Below are 2,043 nucleotides of genomic sequence, written 5' to 3'. Positions count from 1 at the left end.
ATTTCCAGGCAGGTACCTGCCATCACAATCAGAATCTGATGAATGAAACAAGAATACAATTAAATTAATCAAACACACGATTTATGAAAACAACCGAGACACAAAACAAATGTGCGGGCAAGATGCCGCTCTGGCGCCTATTGGCCATCATAGTCATTTTTCTGTTCAGCCCCCTGGTCAAAGGCCAGATAACCATCGGTTCAGATATAGACCCTAAACCGGGAACTCTTCTCGATTTACAGGAATATTTACCCGATGGGAATAATACCAATGCTATACGCGGATTGCTTCTTCCACGAGTGGCATTAACCGATAAAAAATCATTGACAGATATCAGTAGCCTAACTAGTTCGGATAATATTCCTCATACCGCGTTAATAGTCTATGCCACAGAAAGATTTGGTAGTCCGGTCAATTGCCCCGGTCCCTATGCATGGAATGGCACTGAATGGATTTCCCTGAGGAACAACGAGCATCCTGATATTACGATGACCGATGCCGACGGCAATACCTACAATGCCAAATGGTATACCACCGATCCGTGCGATCCTGCAGCCGGATCATATTGGATGACACAAGACCTTTACTCTACCGTTGCCGGCGATGGCAGCAAATTACCCGGGGCGGGAAAAGATGAATGGCCCATGATCAATTATGCCTATCAGGGCAGCACACAGCAAACCCCTCTTCAGATAACATCAAAAACCGACCTGCTGACCGGCACCATTTCTTACGGATGGGGACTGACTGCAGCAGCTGCCACAAATAATAATACCACAGTTTCGCGTCTCGAGTATGCACAGATGTTCGGCCTGAAATACAGCCGCGAGCAGGCGATGGTAGCATGTCCCACAGGCTGGCACTTGGCTACGCCGGCCGAATGGAAGCAATTGGCCGATGCCCTGGGCGGCGCTGGTACAGCCGGGAGTAAGATGCGCAGCAAGTACGGCGAGTTCTTTAAAGCAGCAGATATTACCGAAAAAAAGAAGTGGGGGCCAACATCGCTATTAGAAGACTCCGGATTCGGAGCCTTGCCGGGAGGACATACCGGAGCCGACTCAGAGTGGTCGAGGCAGTTTGCCAATGCAGCCCTTTGGTGGATGGACGACCCTACAATATGGCCCAATGGAGCCCAATCAGTGGCTTACGACTGCCGACTGGTTTACAACAGTGACGCATTATTATTCGATACCTCCAGCACCAGCAATACAAATACGGGAAATGTACGGAGGGGACTGTCGGTACGTTGCGTACAGGATAAAAATTAACCACCAAATAATATAAACTCATATAAAATATTCTATGAAAACAACCAAGACACTTACTAACTGCGCATACTACCCCCAATACGGACTATCCGTATTACTGGTAGTATTATTGCTGTTTAGCCTCCGGGCAGGAGCGCAGATAACCATAGGCGCAAACCTTGAACCGGAAAAAGGAGCGCTGCTCAACCTGAAAACAACCGACGTTGCTGGAGCAAATTCCTCCCAAGGTCTGGGTATGCCTCGTGTATACCTCGTAGACGAGAATGCTTTGTTCCCCATGTTTGACAAGGACAAGAGCGATGCCGGCGACTACAAAGACAGCAAAGGAAACACTGTTCTCGACAGAACCACTGCCGACAAAACTCATATCGGGCTAACCGTGTATAATATCAGCGATGAAGACCCTTTCTGTCCAGGCATATATGTATGGCATGGCACAGTATGGGAACGACTGCCTGAACCTTGCACGGGCAATACGCAGCCAACGAATCTCATATTCGCTCCCAACTACAATATAGACGCCGGATCAACCACGCTATATGTAAATACCGCAGGTTCATTCACTCAGGGAACCACCGACGAATACACCCGTGGCTCCGGAGTAGCCCACAGCGAAATGGCCGCCGGAGTATTCAAATATACCGGAGCCGAAGGCGAAGCCTTTGCAGGATACACCTACAACCATGCCAGCGGTATCACCGTTACGATAGATGCTGCCACATTGGCAACCGGAGCCGGGGAACTCCCCGTAAAGGTATCGGGTACGGTAGATGCC

1 protein-coding gene and 1 pseudogene are annotated in these 2,043 nt (G+C 49.2%); both read left to right on the top strand.

What is annotated here, in order from left to right; translation table 11 throughout:
- Positions 1-83 precede the first annotated feature (83 nt).
- Positions 84-1,268 (top strand): FISUMP domain-containing protein, encoded by a 1,185-nt coding sequence (locus D0T84_RS20875; protein ID WP_163309824.1) that lies wholly within the window; start codon positions 84-86, stop codon positions 1,266-1,268.
- 34 nt (positions 1,269-1,302) lie between these two features.
- Positions 1,303-2,043, top strand: a pseudogene (locus tag D0T84_RS20870) (hypothetical protein); the annotation flags it as partial.

It is taken from the genome of Dysgonomonas sp. 521 (assembly GCF_010501055.1).
GTDB lineage: Bacteria > Bacteroidota > Bacteroidia > Bacteroidales > Dysgonomonadaceae > Dysgonomonas.
This window is presented reverse-complemented; position numbering and strand designations above follow the sequence as displayed.

What these genes read in the sequence shown, in the direction of transcription:
- D0T84_RS20875 (WP_163309824.1), top strand. Translation starts at nt 84, where the DNA reads ATGAAAACAACCGAGACACAAAACAAATGTGCGGGCAAGATGCCGCTC.